Here is a 23,862-nt window from a genome sequence, read left to right on the forward strand (position 1 = left end):
CATGATTTCTTAACAGACGCTCCGGGCAAAACGTCCGGAGCGTCTGCGTTTATACCGTTATTTTGTGTATATTGAAGAACTTAAAAATATAACCATATGGCACAGAAGAAGATTTTATTACTGACAGGAGATTTTGCGGAAGATTATGAAACCATGGTACCTTTCCAGATGCTGCAGATGATTGGGCACGAGGTACATGCGGTATGCCCCGACAAGGCTGCCGGCGACAAGATAAAAACAGCTATCCATGATTTTGAGGGTGACCAGACCTATACAGAGAAACCCGGTCATGGTTTTGTGCTCAATGCCTCCTTTGCCGATGTATCAGGGGCAGACTACGATGCGCTGGTGATTGCCGGCGGAAGAGCGCCTGAATACCTGCGGCTCAATAAAAATGTGATAGAGCTGACCCGGCATTTCTTTACGGAAAATAAACCGGTGGCAGCTGTTTGTCATGGTATCCAGATCCTGACCGCCGCCGATGTGGTACGGGGCAAAAAACTGACCGCTTACCCTGCTGTAGCGCCGGAGGTAACTGCTGCCGGTGGGACCTATGTGTCTGTTAATGTGACGGAAGCTGTAGTAGACGGCAAACTGGTGACTGCGCCGGCATGGCCAGCCCACCCACAATGGATCGCTGCGTTTCTCCAGGTACTGGGCACCACGATCACGTTATAACTTTATTATTTTAATATTTTATTATTCATATAATGTTGATAATTAGCATTTAAAAGAAAGGTTTAATTATCTTCTTAACGGATTTTCAAATTATACCTTCATTGCTTACCTTTGCAGCCAAATTCAGGAAATCAACTGCCTGGATGCATGATCGTCAAAGTAATTTGTCATTCCGTAATTGATTAAAATATATGTCCGGACAGCTTAAAGAAGTTCGTAACCGAATCAAATCTATTCAATCTGGTCAGCAGATCACAAAAGCCATGAAAATGGTGAGTGCTGCGAAATTAAGACGTGCACAGGATGCTATTTTACTGATGCGTCCATACGCCTTGAAACTCCAGGAGATGCTGCAGAATATTGTTTCCAACAGCGAAGGCAATATCGCCACTCCCCTGGCAGCACAACGTGAGGTTGAAAAAGTACTGATTGTGGTGATCACTTCAGACAGAGGTCTGTGCGGTGCCTTCAACTCCAACCTGATCAAAACTGCGAAACGCGTGATCCGTGAAAAATACCAGGAGCAGTTTGAGCAGGGTAAAGTAGAAATACTGCCTATCGGCAAAAAAGGATACGAGCATTTTGCCCAGAACGGTTATAAAGTAATCGACAAATACTGGCAGCTGTTCGGCAGCCTGACTTTCGAAAACGTGAAAGAAGCGGCTTCTGTAGCACTGAACGGTTTTATCAACGGTACTTACGATGCGGTGGAAATCATCTACAGCGAATTCAAAAACGCTGCTACCCAGGTATATGTTTCTGAACAATTCCTGCCCATCGCTAAAGTGGAAAGCAAAGAAGACAACAACCTGAAAGCTGATTTCATCTTTGAACCACAGAAAGAAGTGCTGATTGCTGAACTGATGCCGAAAATCCTGAACACCCAGTTCTTCAAAGCGGTACTGGATTCTCACGCTTCTGAACATGGCGCTCGTATGACCGCTATGGACAAGGCTACTGAAAATGCCCAGGAATTGCTGCGTTCCCTGAAGATCTCTTACAACCGCGCCCGTCAGGCCGCCATCACCACCGAGCTGACTGAGATCGTGAGCGGTGCTGCTGCACTGGCAGGTTGATAACACTACGTCAATACTGAATATTGAAATATTTTCAGATTAGGGTCAAAGACTGTATTTTTAGTCTTTGACCTTTTTTTGTAATTCACACCTCTGATAGCAACATGGAAATATCACAGCTCATCCCACATGTGGAAGCACTAATTTTTGCAGCCGACCGGCCCTTACCCCTGCTGGAAATAGTGGAGTTGCTCAATAACGCGCTGGCATTCCTGGAAGACCGCGCTACGCTGGAGCAGGTAGAAGCAGCCATGGAAGCCATCAGGGAGAAATACAGCTCCGAGTTTTATGCCTTTGAAATCAGAAGCAGCGGCGGCGGATATCAATTCATGACCAAAAAGGAATATTATCAGACCGTAGCACAACTTAACGGCGATAAATTCCTGAAACGCCTGTCAACCGCTGCCCTCGAAACACTGGCTATCATCGCATACCGTCAACCTATCTCCAAAGGAGAAATTGAATACATCCGCGGCGTGAGCACGGACTATTCCATTCAGAAACTGCTGGAAAAAGAACTGATCGTGATCTCCGGCCGCAGCGAAGACCTGCCCGGTAAGCCACTGCTGTATACCGTTTCCCGCTCATTCATGGATTATTTCGGTATCAATTCCGCTGCCGATCTGCCCAAACTGAAAGAACTTTTCGAGGAAGATCTCGTACAGCCCACGCTCATCAATGACGAAACCGCTACTATCGGTCGCGGGGATAATGTGCAAGTGCCGGAAACATCCCATTCCCTGATGGTCTCCGAAGACGGCGAATTGCTGGACCCCGATCATGAACTGGACCGGCTGGAAACCCCGGAGGTGCCCGCCGCAGAAGATGAAGAGGCCGAGCCGGACGATGAAATCATCGCATTCAATACCTACACCGAAGAAGATACCACCGAGGAGCTCCCCGCCCCGGAAGACGCCGTGGCTCCCGAAGCTTCCTCCCCGGAAAATGCCGCCACTGCCACCGATGAGCAGGAAGAAACGCCTTCTATAGCAGATGAAGCCCCCGGCGGTCAGGGACCGGTGGAAAATGAGGACAGTGACAAAGATCCCGATGGTATCGTAGAAGAAGCCATGGAGCTTCCTTCAGAAGATGATGAAACTATATCCGAAGAAGATGAGGATGAGGATGAGGATGAGGATGAGGATGAGGATGAGGATGAGGATGAGGATGAGGATGAGGATGAGGATGAGGATGAGGATGAGGATGAGGATGAGGATGAGGATGAGGATGAAAGCTCAACCAACGAAGATACAGATAAAAAAGACTAATATAATAGCCTGCTTTTTGCAGGCTTTTTTATGCGCTTCGCGCGATGTTAATGCCTGCTGATTGCCAAAATGTCTTGCTATCTGGATGATAGATAGTACTCATGAAAAGACGGTGTTTTTCGAAAAAAGTGGCATTTTCTACTAAATTTCGGCATTTTTGACCGGGAAGTTCAGTTCCCGTGTTGCTATTTCCTGAAAGATTTCCACCCATTGCAGCTACTCTACTTCTGCCATATAGGCGCCTACCAGTAACCCCGATGGCTCTACAGAAGCGCTGATGTGTTTCTCATTTTCGTTGGTCCCAAACCAAAAGGGAATGCCATTTGAAAAGCCGACCCATCCCGGTAGTTGTTCATATACAGCTATAACTTTTTCCCATGCTGCTGCCGGCATGTCATCGTCGAGGTTAAAGGTTGTTTCGTAATAATCCATTTGTACGATGGTTGAGGTAGCGTGATATCAATTCCCTTTCCGGGAAATAAAATAAAACAGTGGTGGGAAGAAACGTTTGAACCATAACAATATCCTTTCTTCCCGGGCAATCAGCACCTGCTTTTTTCGTTTGCGCATGCCCGTGATAATGCGGCGGGCACATTTTTCTACGGGGATACCGTGTGCCTGACCAGGGTCCATTTTGCCAAAGGGGGAGCCATCTGCAGTGATGGCGGCATAAGTGATAGGGGTTTGGATACGGCCCGGACAAACGATGGTGGTATGTAACTGAGGAATGGGCTGTTCTGTTTGCAGGGTTTCAAAATAGCCTTGCAGCGCATGTTTGGCGGCGTTGTAGCCGGAGCGCCAGGGGTAGCCCATTAATCCGGCCATGCTGCTGATAACGACGATCTGGCCGTGTTGCTGTTGCTGAAAATAAGGCAACAGGGCTTTGGTGAGCATTACAGGACCGAAGAAGTTGACCTCCATTAATTGCCGGATGGCAGATACCTGCGTATCGATCAGTTTAGAGCGTTGTGTGACACCGGCGTTGTTGATCAGCACATCTATCCGGCCGTACAGCTGCCAGGCCTTTTCAGCGCCGGCATCAACCTGTTCGGGCAGGGTGATGTCCATGGTCAGGATTTCGCAGAAAGGTGTGTATTGCAGGCATTCCTGTCGCACGGCTTCGAGGGTGGCTGCATGTCTGGCGGCGAGGATAAGCCGCGCTTTTTCCTGCGCTAACAAAAGCGCCAGCTGCCGGCCTATACCGGAGCTGGCGCCTGTAATAAAGATCACCTGGTCTTGGTAGGACATAAGGTTGTATTATCCCTTCAGGGGAACCAGTTTAATATTTTTCCATTTTACCTTGATACCACCGCCGGAGTGAATTTGCAGGGCGATCTGACCATCGATGGAGCCGATTTTTTCGTCTTTCAGGGTGATCATTTCATGACCATTGAGCCAGGTGGTCACCTGATCTCCGTCAACGCGGATTTTCATGGTGTTCCATTCTCCCATTTTCAGGTATTGTTCCTTGTCTGCCTCCGGTTTGATCAGCCATCCGCGGCCGTAAGACTCATAGATACCGCCGGTATGCATGTTAGGTGGTGCTACTTCAGCCTGCCAGCCGGCGATTTTAGTGCCCTCCAGGGAAGAGTGGAAGAACACGCCGCTGTTGCCATTGGCTTCCTGTTTGAACTGAACCGTCAGCTCAAAGTTTTGATATTTTTTGTCGGTGGCAAGATAACCGTATTCTTTATCCGGGCCGCTTTCGCAGACTAATTCGCCTTTATCCACATACCATTTTTCAGTACCGTGTATTTTCCAGCCATCCAGGTTTTTACCATTGAACAGGGACTGGGCTTTCTGTGCAAAAGCGCTGCTGGTGCCCAGTACAAGGGCGGCACCCAATACAAATTTTAAAAAAGACCGCTTCATATAGATTATTGGATTTTTGAGATGAGTTTTAAACGTGGTTTCGTTGTTCACCGGATAAAAAAAGTCCCCCGGTGTTGGCCGGAGGACTCCAATATAATATCAAAATTCCAGATATCTAAATCAGAATGATTAACGGGCGATGTTTACTGCACGTTTTTCACGGATAACAGTAACCTTGATCTGACCCGGATACTGCATTTCGGTTTGGATTTTATTAGCAATTTCGAAGGACAGGCGGTCAGCATCGTTGTCGGATACTTTATCACTTTCAACGATGATACGCAATTCCCTGCCGGCCTGGATGGCGTAGGCTTTTTCCACACCTTCGTGAGAGAGGGCCAGGTTTTCCAGGTCTTTGATACGTTGCAGGTAGCTCTGCATGATTTCGCGGCGGGCGCCGGGACGGGCGCCACTGATGGCGTCGCAGGCCTGAACGATCGGGGAAATCACATATTGCATTTCCATTTCATCGTGGTGAGCACCGATAGCGTTTACCACAGCGGCATGTTCACCATACTTTTCAGCCAGTTTGGCGCCGAGGAGGGCGTGGCTCAGTTCAGTTTCTTCGTCCGGTACTTTACCGATATCGTGCAGCAGGCCGGCGCGTTTGGCGAGTTTGGGGTTGAGGCCCAGTTCCGCAGCCATGACCGCACACAGGTTAGCTGTTTCTTTAGAGTGCATCAGCAGGTTCTGACCATAGGAAGAGCGGAAACGCATTTTACCTACCAGTCGCACCAGTTCTTTATGCAGGCCATGGATACCCAGTTCTATCACGGTTCTTTCACCGATGTCCATTACCTGTTCTTCCAGTTGTTTCTTGGTTTTTTCTACCACTTCTTCGATACGGGCAGGGTGGATACGGCCATCCTGTACCAGGCGTTGGAGGGACAGGCGGGCGATTTCACGGCGCAGTGGGTCGAAGGAAGACAGTACGATAGCCTCAGGGGTGTCGTCCACGATGAGGTCAACGCCTGTAGCCGCTTCAATAGCGCGGATATTACGTCCTTCACGGCCGATGATCTGGCCTTTGATTTCGTCGCTTTCCAGGGTGAACACGGTGATGGTGTTCTCGATGGTCTGCTCGGCAGCAGTACGCTGGATGGACTGAATGATGATTTTCTTCGCTTCCTTGTTGGCTTTCAGCTTGGCGTCTTCGATGATTTCCTGAATATGGGACAGCGCCTGGGAACGGGCTTCCTCTTTCAGGCTTTCCACCAGCTGATGTTTGGCTTCTTCAGCAGTGAGGCCGGCTACTTTTTCAAGGCGGCGGATATGCTCTTCCTGGTGTTTTTCGAGCTCGGTACGCTTAATGGTGACCAGTTCCATCTGGCGGTTCAGCGTTTCTTTGATCGCTTCGTTCTCATTAATGTGTTTCTGGAGCTGTTCGTTTTTCTGATTAACGGACTGCTCTTTCTGTTTGATGCGGTTTTCTGATTCCGCTATTTTCTGGTTGCGCTGCATGACCTCTTTCTCATGCTCACTTTTCAATTGCAGGAATTTCTCTTTTGCTTCGAGTAACCTGTCTTTTTTCAGATTTTCAGCGCTAACCTGTGCATCGGCGACGATTTTTTTAGCCTGTTGTTCAGCTTCATCAATTTTTTGCTGTGTGTTTTTGGCAAATATCACCTTACCTAGCACTATTCCTAAGACCAATGCCACTACTGCAGCTATTGTCGTATAAAGTGTAACATCCATATGAATTATTTATACTTGATTTATGTAGTATCCTCATACCCAAGTCACTGCTAAAACGCGACAGGGGCGAGAACTGACCCGCGAAAATACAAAAAAATAGCAGTAAAGCGTGTTTAATACGTGATAATTAACGAATTAGCTAAGTCGTTGTTTAGCAACGGGTAAAGTGATCAACCCAATGCCTGGTTGATGATTTCTTCCAGCTTTTCCAGTTTTTCCTGCAGAAAGGGGGCAGTAACGGCCTGTGCCTTGCCGCCGCTGGTGCCCGGGTGGGTAGCGTACATAATGAGGGCCATAGCAATATAGTCCTGCTGGTCTTTACCAGCATAGGAAGTCTTAAAATCAACGATTTTCTCATTCACTTCTTTCATAATACGGCGTACCTCTTCCTCCTCTTCCGGCCGTATTTTGATCCGGTAAGAGCGGTCAGATACCACAATATTGATGGGAATGAGTTGTTCCATATGTTGAAATTATTTTATATCAGCCGTTTAATAAGGCGATACACCGGTCAATCTCTTTGATATACTCATTGATTTTGTTCCGGATCTCTTTTTTAAAGGCTGCGTCTTCTGTTGCTGTGGCGCCTCCCTGGGCGGTGGCTGCAATCTTCGACAGATGCAGTTTGTCTTCCATTGCCTGTATGGTCAGCTGTTGTTGTTGCAGTGCCTGTTGTTGTTGGTTGACCTCTTCTTTTAGCGATGCATTCTCCGACTGCACCTGGTGAAGTCTTTTCACCAGCAGTTGTAGCTTTTCTTCTACCCGTTGAATGTATTGCTCTAATACCATTTTAAACAATTGATACTATTTTCGATTTTTTGATTTACGGATTTTGGAATTTAAACGAATGTGATCAATCCCTCAAATTCGTAAATCAAAAAATCGAAAATCGAAAATTATCTCCGTATTTCAGCTTGTAACTGTGTTTCGAAAGTCTTTACCAGCTTGTCCATTACCCCGTCGATTTCCTTGTCAGTCAGGGTTTTTTGGGTGTCCAGGAAGGTAAAGCTTACTGCGTACGATTTTTTATTGGCTCCCAGCTTCTCGCTTTCAAATACGTCGAAAAGGTTGATGTCCTGCAGCAGTGGTGATTTCACTGCACGGGCAGCAGCCTCTACGGCCGCAAATCGCACCTGTTTATCAAGCACCAGCGCCAGGTCCCTTCTCACGGCAGGGAAGCGGGGGATTTCTCTGTAAAAGTTATCACTTTTTTGCAACAGTCCGAGTATTTTATCCCAATTAAAAGTGGCAAACCATACCGGCTGTTTGATATCGAACTGCTTCAGTTTCTGTGTAGTAACGCCTCCGAGGGTCACTACCACCTGATTTTTGACCTTTATTTCCCAGGCAGGCAGCAGACCAGCTTCGGTGCTTTCAACCCATTGGAACTGCTGGTAGCCCAGTTGTTTCAGGACGTTTACCACAAACCCTTTCAGGTCGTAGAAATCCACCGGAGTGGATTTATGCATCCAGGTCTCTGCGGTACGTTTACCGGTCAGGTATAATACGAGATGATTGTTCTCGGCATACCCTTTCTCCAGTACTTTATAGGTTTTCCCGAATTCAAAGAAGAAAAGGTCTTCATTCTTACGGTTCAGGTTGTGTGAAATGCTTTCCAGTCCTGTTTCCAGCATGGATGGGCGCATGACGTCCAGTTCCACGGTGAGGCTGTTCATCATTTTCACGGTATGTTCCAGTACCTCCGGCGTATAGTATTTGCTGTTGGTGATGGAGTTGGTGAAAATTTCATTGAAACCGTTGCCAGCCAGGTAGTTCGCCACTTTCTCGCGGATACCTTCTTCATCCGGCTGGGAAGCCATGGATGGGGCAATGGTGATGTGGGACGGTATAACGATATTATCCAGCCCGTCTATCCGCATAATTTCCTCTACCAGGTCGGCCGGCAGGCTGATGTCTGGTTTACTGAAAGGTACGGCTACACGCAGTTTCTCCGGGGTTTGCGCCATTACATCGATGGTTTCGGAGATGATCTCGAAGCCCAGGCTGCTCAGGATGTTTTTGATTTTTTGCGGTGCGTACTGGCTGCCGCTGAGTTTGTGGATATAAGCATAGGTGGTTTCCACCTGTGTTTTCACTTTGGGAGACGGATATATGTCGATAATTTCTGATGCTGCTTTACCGCCGGCCAGTTCACAGATCAATGCTGCCGCGCGTTGCAGCACAAATACGGCGTTGGAGATATCCACGCCTTTCTCAAAGCGGGTGGCTGCATCGGTACGGAGGCCATGCCGGAAAGAAGTGGTACGGATACCACCGGGCGCAAAAATGGCGCTCTCAAGAAAGACGTTCTGCGTGCTGTTGCTCACACCGGAATGCAGTCCGCCGAAAACACCGGCAATACACATGCCTTCACCTGCGCCGTTACAGATCATCAGATCAGTGGCGTCCAGTTTCCTTTCTTTTTCATCAAGGGTAACGAAAACAGTGTCCTGCGGCAGGTTTTTCACCACGACTGCATTGCCTTTGATCGCTGCTGCATCGAAAGCGTGCAATGGTTGACCGGTTTCATGCAGTACGAAGTTGGTGATGTCCACAATATTATTAATGGGACGTACACCAATGGCCTGCAGATGGTTTTTCAGCCACTCCGGGGAGGGCGCCACGGTAACGCCAGTGATGCTGATGCCGGCATAACGCGGGCACGCATCGGTATTCTCGATGGTGACACTGATCGGAAGAGGTGCCGCTGCGGCTGGCAGGGCTTTTATTTCCGGCAGCTGTACCTGGTATTTGCTGGTATGTTCCAGGTTATTGAGGAAAGCGCACACGTCTTTTGCCACACCGATATGGCTCATGGCGTCCATACGGTTGGGGGTGAGGCCTATTTCGTAAATCCAGTCCTGTACCGGCTTGAATATGTCGGCAGCTGGTGTGCCGGGCTGCAGGGAGGCATCGAGCACCATGATACCGGCGTGGCTGTTGCCCAGGCCAATTTCATCTTCAGCACAGATCATTCCCTGGCTTTCTTCACCACGGATTTTTGCTTTTTTCATGGTCAGGGGCTCGCCATCCAGCGGATAGATGGTAGTGCCGATGGGGGCTACTACTACTTTCTGGCCCACAGCTACGTTGGGAGCGCCGCAAACGATGTGCAGGGGCTCACCATTACCGGTGTTTACTGTCGTCAGTTTCAGTTTGTCAGCATTGGGATGCTTTTCGGCTGTCAGCACTTCACCAATCACCAAGCCGGCCAGACTGCCCTTTACCGCCTCGAACTTTTCAAGGCTCTCAACTTCCAGGCCTATTCTTGTCAGGATGGTGGACAGTTCCTCCGGTGTAGGTTTGACCGGCAAATACTCACAAAGCCAGTTGTATGAAATCGTCATTTGTCTGCTTGGTTTATAAAGAAGCGTAAAGTTAAAGAATTACAAATTACGAATTGCGAATTACCGATTTAGCCGGAGGTTGCCGGGAAAATTATTCTAAAGAAGGGATGAACAGCGGTTTCCCGGCAGCTGTTTTCCTGTATAACCCTGCCTGGCCAACGTTCTGGCGACTTAAAAGCGGTGTTTCCTGTCAATGTGAACATCTTTTTTACACAATGTGTGTGAATAATCAGACCTTTGCATGTGGTTTTTCCGGTTTTTGGTGGATAACTGGTGTTGTCCAGTGGATAACCCGCTCGCAAATGGTGGAAAACCTGTGCGCGAGGTTTAATAAATTTAGTCGTCAAATAAAAAAGGTTAATTAAAAAAATGCCTTTACCTTAGTTTGTACGGCTCGAGAAAATTTACAATTTCTTAAAGCGGCAAATGTTGCCGGGATACAGGAATAATGCAAATAAATACCGGAAAGGCCCATTGACTGTAACCTTTTATTAACTTTTTTTAATACTCTGACCATAAATGGATCTCAATCTTAAGAAGGACCGCAATGTTCGCAGAAAGCCGGCCATTGAGGTATCGTCCTTGGTGTATGGCAAGATACCACCACAGGCTAAAGAATTGGAAGAAGCTGTTTTGGGAGCCATCATGCTGGAAAAGGGTGCTTTTGATATTGTTGTAGAGATATTGAAAGGCGAGTGTTTTTATGTGGAAGCACACCAGCTGATATTTTCCGCCATGACCCGTCTGGCGTCGAAATCGATGCCGGTAGACATTCTCACCGTAACAGAAGAGCTGAAGTCTATGGGCTCTTTGGAAGCGGTAGGCGGACCTTTTACCGTGATGAAACTCACCAATGCGGTGGTGTCTTCGGCCAACATTGAAGCACACGCCCGTATCATCCTGCAGAAATTTATTCAGCGGGAACTGATCCGCATTTCCGGAGAGATCCTTACCGAGTCTTATGAAGACACGGCAGACGTGTTTGACCTGCTCGACAGCGCTGAATCAAAGCTCTTCGAGATCACCAATAATCACCTGCGTAAAAACTACGACTCCATCGACCGCGTTCTGGTAAACACCATGAAACGTATCGAGGACCTGCGTAATAAAGGCGATGATATCACAGGCGTTCCTTCCGGCTTCCCGTCACTTGACAAGGTGACCTACGGCTGGCAGTCTACAGACCTTATCATCATCGCGGCCCGTCCTTCCGTAGGTAAGACGGCCTTCGCCCTTAACCTGGCCCGTAACGCCGCCCTTCACCCCCGCTTCCCGAAAGGGGCAGCGGTATTTTCTTTGGAGATGTCCTCCGGCCAGATCGTACAACGTATCCTCTCGGCGGAATCGGAAATCAAACTGGAGAAAATATCCCGTGGTAAACTGGAGGAATATGAGATGAAGAAGCTGATGACCCACGGTATCGAACGCCTGGCGAAAGCTCCCATCTTTATTGATGATACTCCGGCACTCAACATCTTTGAGCTAAGGGCCAAATGCCGGCGATTGGTGCACAACCATGGCGTAGGCGTGATCATCATCGACTACCTGCAGCTGATGAGCGGCAGCGGTGATGGGCGAGGCTCCAACCGTGAACAGGAGATCAGTAAAATCTCCCGTGACCTGAAAGGTCTCGCGAAGGAGTTACAGGTACCGGTAATCGCCCTCTCCCAGTTGAGCCGTGATGTGGAAAAACGTAAAGACGGTAATAAAATGCCGCAGTTGAGTGACCTCCGTGAATCCGGTGCGATCGAACAGGATGCCGACATGGTAATGTTCCTGTACCGCCCCGAATACTATGAGATCAATGCCAACGAAATGGGTGAGTCCAATAAAGGTGAAACCCACGTCCGTATCGCGAAACACCGTAATGGTCAGCTGGATACCATCAAATTAAGGGCAGTACTGGAATTCCAGCGCTTTGAAGATGATGGCAGCCTGGAAAACCCCGGAGGCGGAAGCCCCTTCGCAGGCATCTCCCGTCCACAAGGCGGCGGCAACGATGAGGCGAAGCTGTACATACAGAAGGGCTCCAAGATGAATGATATGAACTTTGACGAAGGTTTTGAAGATGCACCGTTTTAGCACCTATAACGATATTTGCTTAAAGGCCGGCATCACCAGATCGCCGGCCTTTTTGTTGGTACCGGATAAATTTATCACTATCGGAAAAATTCACCCTGCATAAGTCTTACATTAATCAGACGAATCAATGAAACAGCTTTATTTAAAATACAGGCATTATTACAAGGACAATTTCCATTTAGCCTATCCTGTTGTTATTTCCCAGCTGGGGCACACGCTGGTGGCCCTGTCAGATAGTATCATCATCGGTCATACCGGGAAAGTGCCCCTGGCGGCGGTATCGCTGGGCAATAGCCTGTTCAGTATTTTTATGGTGACAGGTATCGGCATGTCCTATGGCCTTACACCACTGATTGCACAGGAGAACGGCCGTGGCAACAAAAAAGCGATCGGCCACCTGTTGAGCCACAGCCTCATCATCAATATGGTGGTGGGTTTCCTGTTGTCTACTGTTATTTATTTCGGCAGCAGCCATCTTGAATTACTGAAACAGGAAGCTGATGTGGCAACACAGGCCCGCCCCTTCCTCCGCTACCTGGGCTTTTCCTTTATCCCGCTGATGCTGTTCCTGTCCTTTAAGCAGTTCGCAGAAGGACTGGGCTTTACCCGTCAGGCCATGAACATCAGTATTATCGGTAACGTCATCAATATCATCATTGGTATCACCCTGGTATACGGTCTTTTTGGTATGCCCCGTATGGGCGTGGTGGGCGTGGGTATCGCCACTTTCACCGACCGTCTGATCATGGGCATTACCATGGCTTTTTATGTGTTGAAGTCACCCCGCTTTAAGCCCTACCTGCAATCTTTTGGCTTCCGCCACCTGGAATGGGCATCAGTCAAAAAAATCCTGGGCATCGGTACACCGGTGGCCCTGCAATATATTTTTGAGATCAGCGCCTTCAGTGGTGCTGCCGTGATCGTAGGCTGGATGGGCGCTGCTGAACTGGCGGCCCACCAGATTGCCCTCAGCCTGGCTGCCATGACCTACATGATGGCCAGTGGTATTTCCGCTGCGGCTGGTATCAAGAGCGGCAATAACTTCGGGAAGAAGGATTACCACTCCCTGCGCCATTCCGCTATCGCCAGCTACCATATGGTGCTGGTGCTCATGGGTACCACCGCGCTGATGTTTATGTTGTTTAAAAACCTGTTGCCGGCCATGTATATCAATGATCCACAGGTGATACACATCGCTGCCGGGTTGTTGGTGATTGCCGCTTTCTTCCAGTTGTTTGACGGTACACAGGTGGTGGGACTGGGTATTCTCCGTGGCCTTGGTGATGTGAGGATGCCTACGTTCATTACATTGTTGGCTTACTGGGGTATTGGTATCCCATTGGGTTATGTGCTGGGTATCAAAATGGGCTACGGCGTAGAAGGCGTATGGTGGGCGTTGTTACTGGGCCTGCTGACAGCTTCTGTATTGCTGTTTTTCCGTTTCCATATCAAAAGCCGCAAGCTGGTCGATTCAAAAATGTAGTCATTTTGTTATTTGATCATTTGAAGTGTGCCCTGCATATTTTAAATGATCAAATAGCCCAATAGTCAAATACCCAAATGGTTTTATCTTTGCGCCCATGGATAAGCCTATCTTTTACGCGCCGGATATTGCAGCAGATGCAGCAGCCTATACAATGAATGAAGACACTTCCAAGTATTGTATACAGGTGCTCCGGCATGAAAACGGTGATGAAGTATTGCTTGCGGACGGCCGTGGACACCGGTTTCATGCAGTGATCACGGATGATAACCGTAAACGTTGCGGCGTACGGATCACTGGATGTGATACGTTGCCAGCGCCGTCACCGGCACTTCGTATAGCCATTTCATTTACTAAGAACGCATCCCGGATTGAATGGTTCCTGGAAAAAGCGGCCGAAATAGGTATCCGGACTATCATTCCGCTGGTAAGCCACCGTACAGAGAAAGAGAAGATCAAAGCAGAGCGGCTGCAGAACATACTGGTGTCAGCTATGTTGCAGTCACAACAGTTTTATCTGCCGGAGTTACTGGAACCGCAACCGTTTGATAAAGTGGTGAATACCAACACTGATCCGCAGCAACTGATTGCTCACTGTTTACCCGGAGAGAAAAGAGAGATGATACATCACTTTCAACCCGGAAAGGATACTATTATTTTGATCGGGCCGGAAGGCGATTTTACTCCTGAAGAGATACAACTGGCGCTGGACAAAGGGTTTGAGCCGGTATCGCTGGGGAAGAACAGGTTGCGGACGGAGACTGCCGGGATGGTTGCCGTAACTGTGATGAACATGATTAACACTGATTCTCCTGATTAGCGGAGATCATATTCTGATATAAAATGAGATAGCCCGGAATCTATTTCCGGGCTATCTCATTTTATACAGTAATTATTTATAATAACATGATCTCCGCTAATCAGGAGAATCAGTGTTAATCATGGCCATCATAGTTTGGGTTCTTTTAGTTCCACCGGCTTGCCGTGGCCTTTCCGCACGCGCATATTCAGCATTTCCACTCCAAAGGAGAAGGCCATGGCAAAGTAGACATAGTTCTTCAGGTGAAGGTCATGTGCTTTCTGAGCGTCCCAGCCTTCTACAATAAGGATGGCGCCTACCATGACGAGGAAGGAAAGGGCCAGCATTTTGAGGGTGGGATGTTTGTGGATAAAGTCACTGATGCGGGGCGCAAACAGGAACATGACGATCATGGCAATCACCACGGCGATGATCATGATGGGCACTTGTTTGGCCAGTCCTACCGCGGTGATGATACTGTCGAAGGAGAACACCGTATCGATGACGATGATCTGGCCTACTACGTTGATCATGGAGACAGCGGGCTTGTTGCCGTTTACGGTTTGACCGGCAGTTTCTTCCTCGCCTTCCAGTTTGTGGTGGATTTCGAGGGTGGTTTTGATGAGCAGGAAAAGGCCACCACCGAGCATGATGAGGTCGCGCAGGCTGAAACCGTGGCTGCCGATGTGGAACAGCGGGTTCACGGCCCTTACGATGTAGCCGATGCAAAGGAGGAGGATAATGCGTACAGCGATGCCGGTGAACATCCAGATGCGGCGGGCCGCAGGGCGTTTCTCTGGTGGCAGGCGGTTCATGACAATGGAAACGAAGATCACATTGTCGATGCCCAGTACCACTTCCATGAGTACCAGCGTCAAAAGGCTGATGATCGATTCAGCCGTCAGAAATTGTTCCATATAGGTTGTAATTGAGATGCTGCCTTATTTACGCAGGCCTGCACATATCTTCTTCACGATGGTAGGGCCTTCGTAGATGAAGCCGGTGTATACCTGTACCAGGGAGGCGCCGGCATCCAGTTTTTCCTGTGCATCGGCCGCGGTGAAAATACCGCCGGCGGCGATGATAGGAATTTTGCCCTGGCTATGCTGATGTATATATTTAATAACGGCGGTAGCTTTTTCCTTTACCGGAAGCCCGCTAAGCCCGCCTGCACCTATTTCCGCGATGGTGGCCGCCGGAGTGGCCAGTCCTTCCCGGCTGATGGTGGTATTGGTAGCCACAATGCCTGCCAGTTTGGTTTCCTGTACAATCTCGATAATATCGTCCAGCTGTTCGTTGGTCAGGTCCGGTGCTATCTTTAACAGGATTGGTTTAGGTTTCAGCTTTTGGGCGTTGAGCAGTTGCAGGTGATGCAGCAGCTGTTTCAGCGGTTCTTTCTCCTGTAATGCCCGCAGGTTGGGGGTATTGGGAGAGCTGACATTTACCACGAAGTAGTCGGCCACGTCATAGAGTGCATGGAAACATTTTTCGTAGTCGCTTACGGCTTCTTCGTTGGGGGTATTTTTATTTTTACCGATGTTGCCACCGACAATAATATTTGATTTTTTGTGGCGCAATCTTTTTGCGGCAGCGGCAGCGCCTTCATTATTAAAGCCCATGCGGTTGATCAGGGCCTGGTCTGCCGGGAGTCGGAAAAGACGGGGCTGGTCGTTGCCTGGTTGTGCCAATGGGGTCACCGTACCGATTTCCACAAAGCCGAATCCAAGGCAGGCCAGTTCATCGATGTATTTGGCATCTTTATCGAATCCGGCGGCTAGTCCTACCGGATTGGAAAAACGAAGGCCAAACAGTTCCCTTTCCAGTCCTTTCGTTTTAACATCACAAAAGGCCCGCAGTACATTTTTGCCAAAAGGGAGCGCATAAATTGTTTTCATTCCACGCATCACAGTGTGGTGGATCTTTTCCGGCTGAGCGCGGAAGAGCAGTTTTTTGATTAGTTGATACATTGCGGGGTCAAAGATAACTATGATTTACATGATTTCTACTGATTCACCTGATACACGTAGTATTATATCTTCCGAAAATCTTTTTTAAAAAATATAACAAAAAATTGGCATAATTCATATTCACTCATCAGGAGAATCAGTAGAAATCATGTAAATCATAGTTATATTTGTGCCTCATCATGTTGGAACTCCAGTCATTCGAATCATTGTTCCGGGAAAATCATGCGCAATGCGTCGCCTTTGCCACACACTACATGGGGGATTCCCATGCGGCGGAGGAAGTCGTACAGCAAGTGTTTTTAAGGCTCTGGGAAAAGCGGGATAGCATCACTATTACCGGGCCGGTAAAAGCGTACTTGTTTTCCGCCATCCGGAATACGGCGATCAGCCAGTGGCGCAAGGAAACAGTGAGAGCGGACAGGGAAACGCATTACAGCACTATACGGGACACTGCCACAGAGGCCACTGACCAGGCCCGTGAACTGGAGCGGTTGTACCAGCAGGCGTTGGACAGGCTGCCGGAAAGATGCCGGGAGGTATTTGTCCTGAGCCGTCAGCAACAGATGAAATATGCCGAAATTGCGGCTACTCTTGATATTTCGGTAAAGACAGTCGAGAACCATATGGGTAAGGCCCTTCGTATCCTGCACCAGGAGTTGAAGGAATACCTGCCTTTGTTAACTGGATTTTTATTTTAAAAATTATAGGGGACGCATAGGGGAAACATAATTTTCCATGCGTCTACTTTTATGGACATCCGCGATAGCGGGACATGATAAAAAAACGTACAACTGCGCATGACATCAACCTATTTTGATGAGGCTCTGTATACCTTGCTTTGCAAGTATCTGCTGAATGAAGCAGATACAGAAGAGCGTGCCTGGGTAGAAGCCTGGTTGCAGGAAGATACCGGTAATGCCAAACTATTGGCTTCGTTGGGTAAAGTACTGCAAACTGCTGCCGATCAGGCGGTAACAGTGCCAGTGAAGACAGACCAGTCCTGGCAGCAGTTGTATGCGAAAATGAATGTGACGCCTGCGGAGGCGCCATCTGTGAAGGAACCGGAACCAGTAACGCCAGTGCGTAAATCGGGTTATATTTATACCCTGCTGAAAGTGGCAGCGGTATTATTAATAGCCCTGGGCGCCGGATGGTGGTTCCTGACCAGTAAAAAACCAGTCACCGTTTTCGCGGGGCCTGCCACAGCTCAGCTGCCTGACGGCAGCAGTGTTCAGCTGATGGGGGATTCCAGACTGGAACTGGCCAAAGACTATAATAACAGCAACCGGACTGTCAGTCTGCAGGGTGTGGCCACCTTCGATGTGGCCGGTAGTGCAGGCCAGCCGTTTGTAGTATTGCTGGGGCATACAGAAGTAAAGGTACTGGGTACCCGCTTTACGATACACTATGTGCCCGGCCAAAAAGCAGTTTCTGTACATGTGGCCAGTGGTAAAGTAATGGTGATTGATCATGACAACGCAGACAGCGTGGTGCTTACACAAGGCATGCTGCTGCGGAATGACAGTCTCCGTCCGGCTTTCCGCGTCGCCACACATGTTGCTGATATAGAGAAAAAATCGCTTGCTTTTCATGATACCCCGCTGGAGGAAGTACTGCAAACCATCACGGAAGTGTATGACGTAAAAGTGGAACTGGAAAATACTTCCTTGTTGAAACTGACCGTCAGCACCAACTTTAATGGTGAAAGTATCGAAGATGTGATGAATGCATTGGCTATGACGCTCAATGCTTCGTGGGAGAAAACAGGTGACAGACATTATAAATTGAAGTAGGCACCACCTATGGTTTTTAGCGAACTTGCCGGGAGACTTTCTGTAGCGGCTCTCCCTGTGGGTTCGCTATTCAGCATTGTTAGTGGTGTTCTCCAATATCCCGATAACAAAGTCATTCATTAAAATTATGTCGTTAGCCGGCAAACTGCTGACGGGGATCATATGTTTGTTTTTATGTTTCCCGTTAAAAGTTTCAGGGTGGGATTGGCAAACAAGAGTCACAGTGGTAGTAAAGGACCAGCCTCTGAGGGTGGTGTGTGAAATATTGGAGAAAGGATACGGCATCCATTTTTCATATAGCAGGGAACTTGTAGACTTGTCCCGTAAAGTTACGGTCACAGCATATCAACAGCGGCTCAAAAGCCTGCTGGAGGAACTCTTTGCGCCTGATGATATCCGTTTTACCCGTGTTGGTGACCAGCTGGTATTGCAACAGGTGAAACGTACCACCCGCACCATCAGCGGATATGTACAGGATGCCGTCAGCGGCGAAAAACTACCTGGTGCCACCATCTATGCCCCCATACTCAAACAAGGCACTACCACCAATCAATATGGTTTTTTCAGCTTAACTACCGTAAAAGACACCAACAGCCTGATTATATCTTATGTGGGCTACGAGCCGGCATTACTGCCGGTAGATGGACAGGCCAACAGGATATTGCTGGTGCCGCTGCAACCATTGGCCAGTTTACAGGAAGTGGTGGTAAGCGGTACCGATAAAACCAGGATACAGGACCAGACCCAGATGAGCAAGGTACACCTGCCACTGGCAGCGGTACAGTCTATGCCTAAGTTGCTCGGAGAAGCAGACGTGATGCGTACCCTGCAATCTATGCCCGGTGTGGGAGGTGGTATGGATGGCGCCGGCGGCCTGCATGTAAGAGGCGGCAGCCCCGACCAAAACCTCATCCTCATGGATGGTACGCCGGTATTCAATTTCTCGCATTTCTTCGGGGTGTATTCCCTGCTCAACGCGGAAGTGGTGAAGTCGGCAGATCTTTATAAAGGCGCTTTCCCTGCCCGTTTCGGCGGACGACTGTCATCCGTAGTGGATATTTCACTGAAAGATGGAGATATGCGCCATTATCATGGAGACGTAGCTATCGGGATGATCTCTGCCAAGTTCAATGTGGAAGGACCGATCGTAAAAGACAAGACATCTTTTATCGTTTCTGCCCGCCGCTCTTATCCCGACCTGTTATATAATGCTACGCTAAAGACTGACGGGGAGCTTGGAAGGGGAGGTGCCTTTTATGCTTATTTCTATGATGTGAACGCCAAAATCAATCATATTTTTTCACCGAAAGACAGGATTTATCTCAGCCTGTATAAGGGAGAAGACAACCTGCTGATCAAATCGGTGCCGGACAGCATTGTTCCGGACGCCAGCGGGCGTGCCGCAGAGAGCAGCCGTTTTCAGCTGGGATGGGGCAATACCATCGGTGGACTGCGCTGGAACCATATTTACAATACCCGTCTTTTTTCCAACGTCAGCCTTAATTATTCCCAGTATGCTTTCCGGACGGAATATGAATTTAAATATAAGATGCCTGCCACCGGACAGGCCTCTGATCTGTACGGGAAATATTTTTCGCGGATGAAGAACATCGGGCTGAAAGCAGATTTTGATTTCCGCCCAAGACCCAGTCACGCGGTCCGTTTCGGGGGGGCTGTCATTGCTCATTATTTCAGACCTGGCCTGATGAACCTTTCTGACAAAGGTTCTACCCCAGTGATACCATTGGATACCGCTAAAAACTGGTTGAATATACGGGGAACCGAAATGTTGTTATACCTGGAAGACGACTGGCGCCTGAGAGAGAACCTGTATGCCAATCTGGGTGTACATGCATCCGGATTTGTGGTGGAAGGCCGTTTTTATCAGTCCCTGCAGCCAAGGTTGGGATTGCGGTATATGTTGCCGCGCAACTGGGCGGTGAAGGCCTCCTATACGCATATGAACCAGTATATTCACCTGTTGTCCAGCGCTGGAACCTCCCTGCCAACGGATATCTGGGTACCCTCTACCCAACGGGTGGCGCCCATGCTTTCACGCCAGGTGGCAGCAGGGATTGCAAAAACCAGTACCAACAATGCATTTGAATTCACGCTGGAAGGATATTACAAGACCATGTATAACATGATCGAGTATTCGAATAATAGTGCAATGATCACGCAGCCACTGGAACGGTGGGATGAGAACGTGGTGATCGGGAAGGGCTGGAGTTATGGTGGAGAGGCGATGATAAAAAAACAAAAAGGTACCACCACCGGATGGATTGGTTACACCCTGGCATGGAGCACACGGCAATTCCCGGAGATTAACAATGGCCGCATTTTCCCTTACAAATATGATCACCGGCATGACGTGGAAATAGTGCTGACACAACAAATCGGCAAACACTGGGAGGCGTCGGCTTCCTGGCACTATACCACCGGTGCACCGCTTACCCTGCCGGTAGCCAGCTACCATGGCGTAGGCACTGCGTCTCCCTGGGACCCGGGCAGCGGTGTGGATGTAGGTATTGACCGGTACGACGGCCGCTACAACTACCGGGCAGCTGATGTACACCGGTTGGACATGGGGATCACTTACTCCAAACAGAAAAAACGCTGGCGCAAAAGCTGGAACCTGAGCGTATATAACGTGTATAATCAGAAGAATCCGTTCCTGTATTACATGAAACGGGATGAAGATGAAAAACAGCGTTACCTGTCGAAGGTAACGGTGATGCCTATTCTTCCCAGCATTACCTATTCGATCAAGTTTTAAAACACAGTGTATGAGATCTTTTTTCGTATATGGTATACTGTTATTGACATTGTTGAGCGCCTGTGAAGAGCGGGTGAATATCCAGCTGAAATATGAAGGCGACAAGATTGTGGTCAACAGTCTGCTGCAGCCGGACAGTGTGGCCTATGTCCGCATTACACGCAGTGTGCCGGCCAATGTGTACGACGAAAGCGGTTTCGCGGAAATTGGCAATGCGCAGGTTACCCTGTTGCAGAATGGCATAGCCCTGAGTGCACTGCAACAACAAACCATTAAAGGGCGAACCTACTTCGTGTCCAAAGAAAAAATAGCTAACGGTAACAACTATACGATAAATGTGACGGCAGCCGGACTGACGCCCGTCACTGCACAGGACACCCTGCCGCCGGCCCCGGTGGTGTCTGACGGCGCGGCGCGGCGTGGTAGTACTCGGATCGTCTTTACATTAAAAGATCGTCCCGGTGCGGCGGACTACTACAAGGTACGTGTATTGGCATATGGCCCCGGTAATCAGCCGGACACGGTACGCAACTTCCGGCTGGACCCTGCCTTCAACAATAACCTGATTGATGTGATCGCCAATACGCACTATTCCAGCCTGATCATGGATGATACACGCTTTGACGGCAAGACGGTCAACTTCGTGCTGGAAACAGAAAATCCTATTAATGCCACCCGCCTGATGGTAGAAATCAGTTCGCTCACCTGCAGTGGCTTTAAATATTTCCGGACAGTAGATGTGCAGATCCGGAATGGCGGCGTCCTGATCACAGAACCGTTCACGGTATATACCAATGTGCATAACGGTTATGGCATTGTTGCCGGTATTAATTCCCAAAGGCTGGTGTTCAGCACGGAATAAAATTTACCCATTGGAATACTGACTGATGTTATGTTGCAGCGGAAAGAAATATAGGTTGCACTACGAACTATTTTATCTCCGGACCATTATAATTTTTCCTGATCCGATAAAAGCATTGTCTTTTTATGACGTAGGTTTGCTCAACAATAGTTGATATTGTTGCACCCTATGAAACCCCTGCGCCCGCTGTGTTTACAGCGGGCGCTTTTTTTGCAGGATGCTAAAAGAATGTTAAGGAAACTTTCCTTTTTGCGTAAATCGTTTTCCTGATCCGTCAATACCAGTTGTGTGCTCCGGTGTATTTTTGATGTAACAAGATGCTTCGGCGTATTTGCTATATACATAATAAAGAAAGGTGTCCGTTGTTTGTAACCTCATTTCAGTAAAGAGTGATGAATAAGTCCTGACAGCGGCCGGTTCTCCGGTCGCTGGAGGCACTAACCGCAAAATAGCTTATGTGTAATTATCAGACTTTATATCATAGCAGCCATGGATATGTAATCCGCTGCCCCCATTGCAAAGGCATTCAGATGGCCTTTGGTACCAGCGTTGTTAACCTGGCCCTGGAAGAGTTTCTTTGTTTCGCTGATATGGTGGTCCGTTTATCCGATAACAGTGACCCGCTTTACCAGGAAAATGAGAAAAGTATTTGTCTGCCTTTACCCGCAGATCATGTGATGATGCTGTTAACACCAGCAGAAGTAAATACCCTGGCCAGTATGGTGATGGAGGTGCAGGCATTGCTGGAGGCTTATGCCATCCTGGATGGGGCTTCTCATTCCCAGGGCTGAAGCCCTGGGCTACGTTGTTGTTCAGTTCCTCTATAAAGAAGGGCTAATTCATTACGCAGAGCGATTTCATTTCCCCCAATTCTTATCGGTTATCTCCCAAAAATAACGGCCCTGATTGAACTTTATTCGCTTTGGGGTGTTCTGGTAGCTGCGCAGATCAGCCATCGGGGCTGATACAGGTACACTGCAAACCCAAAATCCTTTATCATGCCATTACATGAAATCCTGAGACATTCCATCACAAGAAGATCACTGTTTTTGCTGGGGGGCATGTTGTTGTACTGGGACCATAGCGATGCACAGAAAAGCGCGTTGCCGGCAGAGAAGCGTATCCGAGAAGTGATGCAGCAGGCCTATAACCAGTTTAAGAGCAGCAGTGGTGGCGCCAATGCCAGTTACATTCCTTACCTGGCGAATGTAGATCCTGAATTATATGGCATTGCAATTTGTACTGCCGATGGGAAAGTACTGGAATTGGGAGATACGAAATATGAGTTCGGGATAGAATCCATTTCCAAAGTGTTTGTGCTGGCGCTGGCCATGCAGCAGCGGGGCGCCAAAGCCGTGGAAGACAGTATCGGTGTCAATGCTACCGGTATGCCTTTTAACTCGGTGATGGCGGTGGAGCTGGACCCGCAGCGTGCGGTGAATCCGCTCGTGAATGCAGGGGCTATGGCTACCAACAGTTTTATCCGGGCACCTAACAGTGCCGCCAAATGGACCATGATAGACGATATGATGGCGAAGTTTGCAGGACGGCGACTATCGGTCATTCAGCAGTTGTATGCCTCTGAAACCGCTACCAATCTGCATAACAGGGCCATTGCGTGGCTGCTGTATTCCTATGGCCGTTTTTATGATGATGTCAGCGAATCGGTAGACTTGTACACCCGTGCGTGTTCTTATGGTTCCAGTACCCGTGATCTGGCTATCATGGCTGGTACGCTGGCCAACAGCGGTGTTAATCCGGTCAGCCGGGAAAAAGTGATCGATGCGGTGTTGTGCCCGCGGATACTGGCCACTATGCTTACAGAGGGTTTGTATGATAATACCGGTTCATGGGTATATCATACCGGCCTGCCCGCCAAGAGCGGCGTAGGCGGCGGGATGATCGTGGTGGCGCCGGGTAGGATGGCTATTGCGGTGTTTGCCCCGCCGCTGGACAAATCGGGAAATAGTGTGAAGGCGCAGAAGACGCTGCAATATATTATCGATGAACTTAAACTGAATTTGCTGGCGCCGCAGGGGTGAAACCATGAGAATATCGTAGTGCCGTTACCGTGGCTGGCGCATCGGCAGGTACAGCGCCGGTTTACCGTCGGCGTAAAAGATAACACTCCCTTTTAAAATGTCGCTTTTTTTCCGGTATATTT

21 protein-coding genes are annotated in these 23,862 nt (G+C 48.8%); 12 read left to right on the top strand and 9 right to left on the bottom strand.

The window, feature by feature from the left end:
• Window positions 1-96: 96 nt before the first annotated feature.
• The 3 genes from HHL17_RS06585 to scpB all read left to right on the top strand — a co-directional run bounded on the left by HHL17_RS06585 (window position 97) and on the right by scpB (window position 3,022).
• Window positions 97-678, top strand: a complete 582-nt coding sequence (locus HHL17_RS06585) for a DJ-1/PfpI family protein (RefSeq protein ID WP_169223960.1) — start codon at window positions 97-99, stop codon at window positions 676-678.
• Window positions 679-869: 191 nt separating this feature from the next.
• Window positions 870-1,754, top strand: a complete 885-nt coding sequence (atpG, locus tag HHL17_RS06590) for an ATP synthase F1 subunit gamma (RefSeq protein WP_169223961.1) — start codon at window positions 870-872, stop codon at window positions 1,752-1,754.
• Between the two features lie 104 nt (window positions 1,755-1,858).
• Complete coding sequence (gene scpB, locus HHL17_RS06595; protein WP_169223962.1) at window positions 1,859-3,022, top strand: SMC-Scp complex subunit ScpB; 1,164 nt, start codon at window positions 1,859-1,861, stop codon at window positions 3,020-3,022.
• Between the two features lie 216 nt (window positions 3,023-3,238).
• Here the strand turns inward: scpB and HHL17_RS06600 are convergent, their stop codons facing one another.
• The 7 genes from HHL17_RS06600 to pheT all read right to left on the bottom strand — a co-directional run bounded on the left by HHL17_RS06600 (window position 3,239) and on the right by pheT (window position 9,936).
• Window positions 3,239-3,454 (bottom strand): hypothetical protein, encoded by a 216-nt coding sequence (locus HHL17_RS06600; protein ID WP_169223963.1) that lies wholly within the window; start codon window positions 3,452-3,454, stop codon window positions 3,239-3,241.
• 27 nt (window positions 3,455-3,481) lie between these two features.
• Complete coding sequence (locus HHL17_RS06605; RefSeq protein WP_169223964.1) at window positions 3,482-4,270, bottom strand: SDR family oxidoreductase; 789 nt, start codon at window positions 4,268-4,270, stop codon at window positions 3,482-3,484.
• Between the two features lie 9 nt (window positions 4,271-4,279).
• Window positions 4,280-4,894, bottom strand: coding sequence for a 3-keto-disaccharide hydrolase (locus HHL17_RS06610; RefSeq protein WP_169223965.1), 615 nt, complete (start codon window positions 4,892-4,894; stop codon window positions 4,280-4,282).
• A 129-nt stretch (window positions 4,895-5,023) separates the two neighbouring features.
• Window positions 5,024-6,589 carry a ribonuclease Y gene (gene rny / locus HHL17_RS06615; protein WP_169223966.1) on the bottom strand — a complete coding sequence of 522 codons (1,566 nt, stop codon included), beginning with the start codon at window positions 6,587-6,589 and terminating at the stop codon, window positions 5,024-5,026.
• A gap of 170 nt (window positions 6,590-6,759) precedes the next feature.
• Window positions 6,760-7,053, bottom strand: coding sequence for a cell division protein ZapA (locus tag HHL17_RS06620; RefSeq protein ID WP_169223967.1), 294 nt, complete (start codon window positions 7,051-7,053; stop codon window positions 6,760-6,762).
• 19 nt (window positions 7,054-7,072) lie between these two features.
• Window positions 7,073-7,378 (bottom strand): hypothetical protein, encoded by a 306-nt coding sequence (locus tag HHL17_RS06625; protein WP_169223968.1) that lies wholly within the window; start codon window positions 7,376-7,378, stop codon window positions 7,073-7,075.
• A gap of 107 nt (window positions 7,379-7,485) precedes the next feature.
• A complete protein-coding gene (gene pheT, locus HHL17_RS06630) occupies window positions 7,486-9,936 on the bottom strand; it encodes a phenylalanine--tRNA ligase subunit beta (RefSeq protein ID WP_169223969.1) in 2,451 nt (816 codons plus the stop codon).
• 519 nt (window positions 9,937-10,455) lie between these two features.
• On the opposite strand from pheT, the gene dnaB reads away from it, so the two are divergent.
• The 3 genes from dnaB to HHL17_RS06645 all read left to right on the top strand — a co-directional run bounded on the left by dnaB (window position 10,456) and on the right by HHL17_RS06645 (window position 14,321).
• Window positions 10,456-12,018 carry a replicative DNA helicase gene (dnaB, locus tag HHL17_RS06635; RefSeq protein WP_169223970.1) on the top strand — a complete coding sequence of 521 codons (1,563 nt, stop codon included), beginning with the start codon at window positions 10,456-10,458 and terminating at the stop codon, window positions 12,016-12,018.
• Window positions 12,019-12,145: 127 nt separating this feature from the next.
• Window positions 12,146-13,501, top strand: coding sequence for an MATE family efflux transporter (locus tag HHL17_RS06640; RefSeq protein ID WP_169223971.1), 1,356 nt, complete (start codon window positions 12,146-12,148; stop codon window positions 13,499-13,501).
• A gap of 97 nt (window positions 13,502-13,598) precedes the next feature.
• Window positions 13,599-14,321, top strand: a complete 723-nt coding sequence (locus HHL17_RS06645) for an RsmE family RNA methyltransferase (protein WP_169223972.1) — start codon at window positions 13,599-13,601, stop codon at window positions 14,319-14,321.
• 128 nt (window positions 14,322-14,449) lie between these two features.
• Here HHL17_RS06645 and HHL17_RS06650 read toward each other — a convergent pair whose 3' ends face one another.
• Together HHL17_RS06650 and HHL17_RS06655 are read right to left on the bottom strand one after the other, a co-directional pair.
• Window positions 14,450-15,217, bottom strand: coding sequence for a TerC family protein (locus HHL17_RS06650; protein WP_169223973.1), 768 nt, complete (start codon window positions 15,215-15,217; stop codon window positions 14,450-14,452).
• A 24-nt stretch (window positions 15,218-15,241) separates the two neighbouring features.
• Window positions 15,242-16,267, bottom strand: a complete 1,026-nt coding sequence (locus tag HHL17_RS06655; protein WP_169223974.1) for a quinone-dependent dihydroorotate dehydrogenase — start codon at window positions 16,265-16,267, stop codon at window positions 15,242-15,244.
• A gap of 179 nt (window positions 16,268-16,446) precedes the next feature.
• Here HHL17_RS06655 and HHL17_RS06660 point away from each other — a divergent pair, with 179 nt between their 5' ends.
• The 6 genes from HHL17_RS06660 to glsA all read left to right on the top strand — a co-directional run bounded on the left by HHL17_RS06660 (window position 16,447) and on the right by glsA (window position 23,740).
• Window positions 16,447-16,965 (top strand): RNA polymerase sigma-70 factor, encoded by a 519-nt coding sequence (locus HHL17_RS06660; protein ID WP_169223975.1) that lies wholly within the window; start codon window positions 16,447-16,449, stop codon window positions 16,963-16,965.
• A gap of 99 nt (window positions 16,966-17,064) precedes the next feature.
• The gene (locus tag HHL17_RS06665; protein WP_169223976.1) at window positions 17,065-18,060 is read left to right on the top strand and encodes a FecR domain-containing protein; all 996 of its coding nucleotides are present in this window, start codon (window positions 17,065-17,067) and stop codon (window positions 18,058-18,060) included.
• A 223-nt stretch (window positions 18,061-18,283) separates the two neighbouring features.
• Entirely contained in the window at window positions 18,284-20,836 is a 2,553-nt protein-coding gene (locus HHL17_RS06670; protein WP_169223977.1) for a TonB-dependent receptor, read from the top strand.
• A 10-nt stretch (window positions 20,837-20,846) separates the two neighbouring features.
• Window positions 20,847-21,698 carry a DUF4249 domain-containing protein gene (locus HHL17_RS06675; protein WP_169223978.1) on the top strand — a complete coding sequence of 284 codons (852 nt, stop codon included), beginning with the start codon at window positions 20,847-20,849 and terminating at the stop codon, window positions 21,696-21,698.
• A gap of 455 nt (window positions 21,699-22,153) precedes the next feature.
• Entirely contained in the window at window positions 22,154-22,489 is a 336-nt protein-coding gene (locus HHL17_RS06680) for a DUF6686 family protein (RefSeq protein WP_317166525.1), read from the top strand.
• Window positions 22,490-22,696: 207 nt separating this feature from the next.
• Window positions 22,697-23,740, top strand: a complete 1,044-nt coding sequence (gene glsA / locus HHL17_RS06685) for a glutaminase A (RefSeq protein ID WP_206155923.1) — start codon at window positions 22,697-22,699, stop codon at window positions 23,738-23,740.
• Window positions 23,741-23,862: the final 122 nt, after the last annotated feature.

It is taken from the genome of Chitinophaga fulva (assembly GCF_012927205.1).
Lineage (GTDB): Bacteria > Bacteroidota > Bacteroidia > Chitinophagales > Chitinophagaceae > Chitinophaga > Chitinophaga fulva.